Genomic DNA, 6,944 nt, shown 5'->3' with positions numbered 1-6,944 from the left:
ACGGCAGTGGCTTGCGGGGTGGCCGGTGTTCCGGCAGCTCACCGGCGAGGACCCGCTCGGGCGGGGCGAGGCCGCGCAGTCGCCCCGGTCCGCCGGCCTGGTGGCGCGCACCGCCGGCGCCGACCGCGTGGCCAGGTCGGTCTGCCCGTTCTGCGCCGTCGGCTGCGGCCAGCGGGTGTACGTCGCCGACGACGAGGTGCTCCAGGTCGAGGGCGACCCGGACAGCCCGATCTCGCGCGGCCGGCTGTGCCCGAAGGGGTCGGCCAGCACGCAACTGGTCACCGGCCCGCAGCGCGCGCGGAAGGTGCTCCACCGCCCGCCGCACGGCACCGACTGGGAGGAGCTGGACCTCGGCACGGCCATGCGGATGGTGGTCGACCGGGTGCTCGACGCCCGCGCCAAGGGCTGGCAGGACGTCGACGAGAACGGCGCGCGCGTGCGCCGCACCCTCGGTTTCGCCAGCCTGGGCGGCGCGACGCTGGACAACGAGGAGAACTACCTCATCAAGAAGTTGTTCACCGCGCTCGGCGCGCTCCAGATCGAGAACCAGGCCCGCATTTGACACTCCGCCACGGTTCCCGGTCTGGGGGCCTCCTTCGGTCGCGGCGGCGCGACGGACTACCAGCAGGACCTGATCAACTCCGACGTCATCGTCATCATGGGCTCCAACATGGCCGAGGCGCACCCGGTGGGGTTCCAGTGGGTGATGGAGGCCAAGGAGCGCGGCGCGAAGGTCCTGCACGTCGACCCGCGGTTCACCCGCACCAGTGCCCACGCGGACGCCCACGTGCCGCTGCGCGCGGGCACCGACATCGCGTTCCTGGGCGGGGTGATCAACCACGTCCTGAGCAACGGGCTGGACTTCCGCGAGTACGTGGTGCCCTACACGAACGCCTCGTTCCTGGTGAGCGAGGACTTCCGGGACACCGAGGACCTCGACGGGCTGTTCAGCGGCTACGACCCGGGGACCGCCTCGTACGACCCGACGTCGTGGCAGTACGAGACGGTGGACGAGGACGAGTCCGCCGAGCAGCACCGCGGCGCGGGCGCGAAGGAGCGGTCCACGCCGTACCAGCACGGCTCGGGCGGGCCGAAGGTCGAGGGCGGCAGCGGCCGGATCGCCGCCGACCCGACCCTGGAGCACCCCCGGTGCGTCTACCAGGTGCTCAAGCGGCACTACGCCCGCTACACGCCGGAGATGGTGGCGCGCGTGTGCGGCGTGTCCGAGGAGCTGTTCCGGGCCGTCTGCGACGCGTGGACGGCGAACTCCGGCCGCGAGCGGACCGGCGCGCTGGTCTACAGCGTCGGCTGGACCCAGCACAGCACGGGCGCGCAGTGCATCCGCGCGGGGGCGATCGTCCAGCTGCTGCTGGGCAACATCGGCCGGCCCGGCGGCGGCGTGTTCGCGCTGCGCGGGCACGCGAGCATCCAGGGCTCCACCGACATCCCGACGCTGTTCAACCTGCTGCCCGGCTACCTGCCGATGCCCACGCCCGAGCACACCGACCTGGCGGCCTACGTCGACGACATCCGGGCCGAGCACCAGAAGGGCTTCTGGCACGACGCCGACGCGTACACCGTGTCGCTGCTCAAGGAGTACTGGGGCGACAAGGCCACCGCCGACAACGACTACTGCTTCGACTACCTGCCCCGCGTCACCGGCGACCACGGCACGTACCGCACGGTCATGGACATGGTCGACGGCAAGGTGTCCGGCTACTTCCTGCTCGGCCAGAACCCGGCGGTCGGCTCGGCGCACGGGAAGCTCCAGCGGCTCGGCATGGCGAACCTGGACTGGCTGGTCGTGCGCGACCTGACCATGATCGAGTCGGCGAGCTTCTGGAAGGACTCCCCCGAGGTCGAGACCGGCGAGATCGTGCCCGAGGAGTGCCGCACGGAGGTGTTCTTCTTCCCCGCCGCGTCGCACGTGGAGAAGGAGGGCACGTTCACCCAGACCCAGCGGATGCTCCAGTGGCGCGAGAAGGCCGTGGAGCCGAAGGACGACCAGCGCTCCGAGCTGTGGTTCTTCTACCACCTGGGCCGGATGCTGCGGGAGCGGCTCGCGGGGTCCACCGACGAGCGCGACCGGCCGCTGCTGGACCTGTGGTGGGACTACGCCGTGGTAGGCGACGAGCCGCAGGCGGACGACGTGCTGCGCCGGGTCAACGGCCTGGACCTGACCACCGGCCGACCGGTGAACGGCTACACCGAGCTGAAGGCGGACGGCAGCACGGCGGCGGGCTGCTGGATCTACAGCGGCGTCTACGCGGACGGCGTCAACCAGGCCGCCCGCCGCAAACCGGGCCAGGAGCAGGACCTCTACGCCACCGAGTGGGGCTGGGCGTGGCCGATGAACCGCCGCGTGCTCTACAACCGGGCCTCCGCCGACCCGGACGGCCGGCCGTGGAGCGAGCGCAAGGCGCTGGTCTGGTGGGACGCCGACCGGGGCGAGTGGACCGGCCACGACGTGCCGGACTTCGAGCGCACCAAGCCGCCGGGCCACCGGCCGCCCCCGGGCGCGGTGGGACCGGAGGCGCTGCACGGCGACGACCCGTTCGTCATGCAGGCGGACGGCAAGGGCTGGCTGTTCGCGCCGAGCGGCCTGGCCGACGGGCCGCTGCCCACCCACTACGAGCCACACGAGTCGCCGGTGCCCAACCCGGTCTACCGGCAGCAGGCCAACCCGACCCGCAAGGTCTACGGCCGGGCGGACAACCCGTCGAACCCGTCGCCGCCCGAGGCGCACGGCGAGGTGTTCCCGTTCGTGCTGACCACCGCGCGGCTCACCGAGCACCACACGGCGGGCGGCATGAGCCGGACCGTGCCGCACCTGGCGGAGCTGCAACCCGAGCTGTTCGTCGAGGTCTCGCCGCGGTTGGCCCGCGAGCGCGGCCTGGAGCACCTGGGCTGGGCGCACGTGGTCACCAGCCGGGCGGCGGTGGAGGCGCGCGTGGTGGTCACCGACCGGATGTCGCCGCTGCGCGTGCACGACCGCCTGGTGCACCAGGTGTGGCTGCCCTACCACTGGGGCGCCACCGGCCTGGTCACCGGCGACTCGGCCAACGACCTGTTCGGCGTGGTGGTCGACCCGAACGTGTTCATCCAGGAGACCAAGGTCGCCACCTGTGACGTGCGACCGGGTCGTCGCCCGCGCGGACCGGCGCTGCTGGAGTACCTGGCGGGGTACCGGCGGCGCGCCGGGATCACCGCCGAGACCGGCACGCACGTGCTCACCGGAGGACCCGCGCACACCGAGGAGGAGCCGTGACCGGGAACAGCTTCCACGGGCCGCTGCACGACGTGGCGGGCGAGGCCGGGTACGTCGACCACCCGCCGCGCGTCGGGTTCTTCACCGACACGTCGGTGTGCATCGGCTGCAAGGCGTGCGAGGTGGCCTGCAAGGAGTGGAACCACGTCCCCGCCTCCGGCTTCGACCTGCTGGGCATGTCGTTCGACAACACCGGGCACCTCGGCGCGGACGCGTGGCGGCACGTGGCGTTCGTCGAGCAGCAGCGGCCCGCGCCGCCGGGGCCGGCCGCGCAGGACCTGGGGATGCCGTCGTTCGACCGGCCGGGCACCTCGACCGACCCGGCGGCCCGCACGGACTTCCGCTGGCTGATGGCGTCCGACGTGTGCAAGCACTGCACGCACGCGGGCTGCCTGGACGTGTGCCCGACCGGGGCGCTGTTCCGCACCGAGTTCGGCACGGTCGTGGTGCAGCAGGACATCTGCAACGGGTGCGGCTACTGCGTGTCCGGTTGCCCGTACGGGGTGATCCAGCGCCGCGAGGGCGACGGGCGGGCCCAGAAGTGCACCCTGTGCTACGACCGGCTCAAGGTGGGTGAGGAACCGGCGTGCGCCAAGGCGTGCCCCACCGACTCCATCCAGTTCGGCGAGCTGGACGTGCTGCGCGAACGCGCCGCCGCCCGCGTGGAGACCCTGCGCGAACGCGGCGAGGAGGGCGCGCGGCTCTACGGCGCGGACCCGGGCGACGGGGTCGGCGGCACCGGGGCGTTCTTCCTGCTGCTGGACGAGCCGGAGGTGTACGGCCTGCCGCCGGACCCCGTGGTGCCGACGCGCGACCTGGCGGCGATGTGGAAGCGCGCGGGCCTGGCGGCGGTCGCGTTCGCCGCCGCCGCGGTGGTCGCGTTCGCCGGGGGCCGCTGATGGGCCGCCGCCGCGACGACCAGGTGGTGCCGGGGGCGGACTTCCGCTCGTACCACGGCCGCCAGGTGCTCCAGACGCCCGCGTGGGAGTGGCCGGTGCCCGCGTACCTGTTCGCGGGCGGGGTGTCGGCCGGCTCGACGCTGCTCGCGGTGGGCGCGGACCTGACCGGGCGGGCCGCGCTGCGGCGCGCGGGACGGCTGGGTGCGCTGGTGTCGCTGGGCGCGGGCATGGTGTTCCTGGTCGCGGACCTGGGTCGCCCGGAGCGGTTCCTGCACATGCTGCGGGTGGCCAAGCCGACGTCGCCGATGAGCGTGGGCACGTGGGCGCTCGTCGCCTACGGCCCGGGGGTGGCCGCGGCCGCGGCGGCGGAGGTGCTCCCCGGCCGCTGGTGGTGGTCGCGGCTGCTCAAGCGGGCCGCGCGGCCGGCCGCGGTGTCGTCGGCGGTGGTCGCGCCCGCCATCGCCTCCTACACGGCGGTGCTGCTGTCGCAGACGGCCGTGCCCGCGTGGAACGAGGCGCACCCGCACCTGCCGTTCGTGTTCACCGGGTCCGCCGCGGCGGCCTCGGGCGGGCTGGGCATGGTGTTCGCGCCGGTGGCCGAGGCCGGTCCGGCGCGGGCGTTCGCCGTGCTCGGCGGTGTCGGCGAACTGGTCGCGTCGCGGGTGCTGGAGCGGCGGCTGGGCCTGGTGCGCGAGGCGTACGCGACGGGCCGGGCGCACCGGCTGCGGCGCTGGTCGGAGGTCCTCACCGCGGGCGGCGTGCTGGGCGCGGCGCTGGGCGGGCGGGGCGGGGCGCTGGGCGGGCGGGGCGGCCGGGCGGTGGCGGTGCTGTCCGGGCTGGCGCTGCTGGCGGGCAGCGCGTTGCAGCGGTTCGGCGTGTTCGAGGCCGGCGTGGCGTCCACCCGGGACCCCAAGTACGTCGTGGTGCCCCAGCGGGAGCGGGTGTCACAGGACGACGCGCGTGTCGTCCGGGAGGCGGCGCGTCAGGCCGAGTGAGTCGAGCAGCTCCAGCAGCGGCACCGCCACGCGGCGGGTCGTGCCCAGCGCGGCCTTGGCCCGGCTCGTGGTGAACGGCCCGTCGAGCCCGGCGAGGACCGCGGCGGCCCGCTGCGGCGCGTCGGGTGCGAGCACCACGCCGTCGGCGACGCGCACCAGCCTGCCCACCCGCACCGCCGCCGCCAGCTCCCGCGCGCCCAGCCCCAGCTCGGCGAGCCGGTTCGCGTCCGGCGCGGCGAACGGCGCGCGCGCCAGGTCGGCCTCCACGGCGGCCACCGCCCGCTCCACCGGCGCGGGCAGCGCGGCGGCGGTGGGCACCTTGCCGTCCACCACGTGCAGCCCGGCCTGGTCGAGGACGGCCGCGACCAGCTCGTGCGGCACGTCGAGCCGGCGGGCCAGCACCTCGGTGGGCATCCCGGCGGCCAGCGGCTGCTCCGCCCGCCACGCGGCGACCGCCTCGGGCGCGCGGCGCACCAGCTCGACCCAGTGGTCGGGATCGGCGCGCCACTCCCCCACCGGCACGCCCGCGTCGCCGAACCCGAGCGAGCGCAGCTCCCGCGCGGTCACCAGGCCGCGGTGGCGCAGGTGGGAGGCGGCCACGTCGCCGGTCAGGTCCAGGCCGCGCAGCCGCGCCGCGCCCCGGCGGGTCAGCGCGGGCGGGCGCACGTCGAGCACCAGCACGCCGGCCGCGATCCGGTGCAGGCCGGGGTCGCGCAGCAGGCCGCGGTCGCCGGCGCGCAGCGGCAGCGGGCGCGCCAGGACCAGCCGCGCGGTACCCGGGCCCAGCGGTCGCACGTGGGCCGGGACGGCGGCCGAGCCCACGTGCAGCACGAGCCGGGCGGGCACCTCCGCCGCGCCCAGCCGCACGTCCAGCTCGCGCACCACCGGCCACGCGCCGGGCGCGAGCAGCGCGTCGCCGCGGCCCACCCGGTCGCGATCCACGCCGCGCAGGTTCACCGCGACGCGGGCCACGCCGCCCACCCGGTCGACCGGTTCGCCCAGCGCCTGCAGGCCGCGCACCGGCACGCGCCGCCCGTTGAGCTCCAGCTCGTCGCCGACCGCGACGGTGCCCGCGCCGAGGGTGCCGGTGACGACGGTGCCCGCGCCGCGCACGGTGAACGACCGGTCCACCCACAGCCGCACGTCGGCCGCCGGGTCGGGTTCGGGCAGGCCGCGGGCCACCTCGTCCAGCGCGGCGCGCAGCCCGTCGAGGCCCTCGCCGGTGCGCCCGCTGACCACCACCGACTGCACGCCGCGCAGCGACGTGCCGTCCAGGTGCAGCCGGGCCTCCTCCAGGGCGGTGGCCGGGTCCGCCAGGTCCGCGCGGGTGACGACGAGCAGGCCGTGCCGCACGTCCAGGCCGTCGAGCGCGGCCAGGTGCTCGGCGGACTGCGGCATCCAACCCTCGTCGGCGGCGACCACGAGCATCGCGGCGGGCACCGGTCCGACGCCCGCGAGCATGTTGGTGGTGAACCGCTCGTGGCCGGGCACGTCGACGAACGCCACCGGCCCGCCGGGCAGCGTGGTCCAGGCGAAGCCGAGGTCGATGGTCAGGCCGCGGCGGCGCTCCTCGGCCCACCGGTCGGGTTCCATGCCGGTCAGCAGCCGGATGAGCGTGGACTTGCCGTGGTCGACGTGCCCGGCGGTGGCGATCACCCGCATCGCAGCACGGCTCCCCGCAGCGCGCCGTCGTCGGCGGGGTCCACGGTGCGCAGGTCCAGCAGGCACCGGCCGCGCTCGACCCGGCCCACGACCGGCGGCCGGCCGGCGCGCAGCCGCGCC

General features: G+C 75.6%; 4 protein-coding genes. 3 read left to right on the top strand and 1 reads right to left on the bottom strand.

Annotated features, from left to right (window positions below; genetic code table 11):
• From fdh to nrfD, 3 genes are all read left to right on the top strand, one after another.
• Nucleotides 1–3,268, top strand: a 3,268-nt coding sequence (gene fdh / locus ACR807_RS40385) for a formate dehydrogenase (RefSeq protein ID WP_438926828.1), incomplete at its 5' end; no start/stop codon positions are given.
• The gene (locus tag ACR807_RS40380; protein ID WP_438926827.1) at nt 3,265–4,167 is read left to right on the top strand and encodes a 4Fe-4S dicluster domain-containing protein; all 903 of its coding nucleotides are present in this window, start codon (nt 3,265–3,267) and stop codon (nt 4,165–4,167) included. The genes fdh and ACR807_RS40380, both read left to right, overlap by 4 nt.
• Complete coding sequence (gene nrfD, locus ACR807_RS40375) at nt 4,167–5,162, top strand: NrfD/PsrC family molybdoenzyme membrane anchor subunit (RefSeq protein WP_438926826.1); 996 nt, start codon at nt 4,167–4,169, stop codon at nt 5,160–5,162. The genes ACR807_RS40380 and nrfD overlap by 1 nt, the downstream gene beginning before the upstream one ends.
• Here the strand turns inward: nrfD and selB are convergent.
• Nucleotides 5,112–6,824 carry a selenocysteine-specific translation elongation factor gene (gene selB, locus ACR807_RS40370; protein WP_438926825.1) on the bottom strand — a complete coding sequence of 571 codons (1,713 nt, stop codon included), beginning with the start codon at nt 6,822–6,824 and terminating at the stop codon, nt 5,112–5,114. The two genes, nrfD and selB, sit on opposite strands and share 51 nt — an antisense overlap.
• Nucleotides 6,825–6,944 lie beyond the last annotated feature (120 nt).

This window comes from Saccharothrix sabaoui, from assembly GCF_051756985.1.
Taxonomy (GTDB): Bacteria; Actinomycetota; Actinomycetes; order Mycobacteriales; family Pseudonocardiaceae; genus Actinosynnema.
This window is presented reverse-complemented; position numbering and strand designations above follow the sequence as displayed.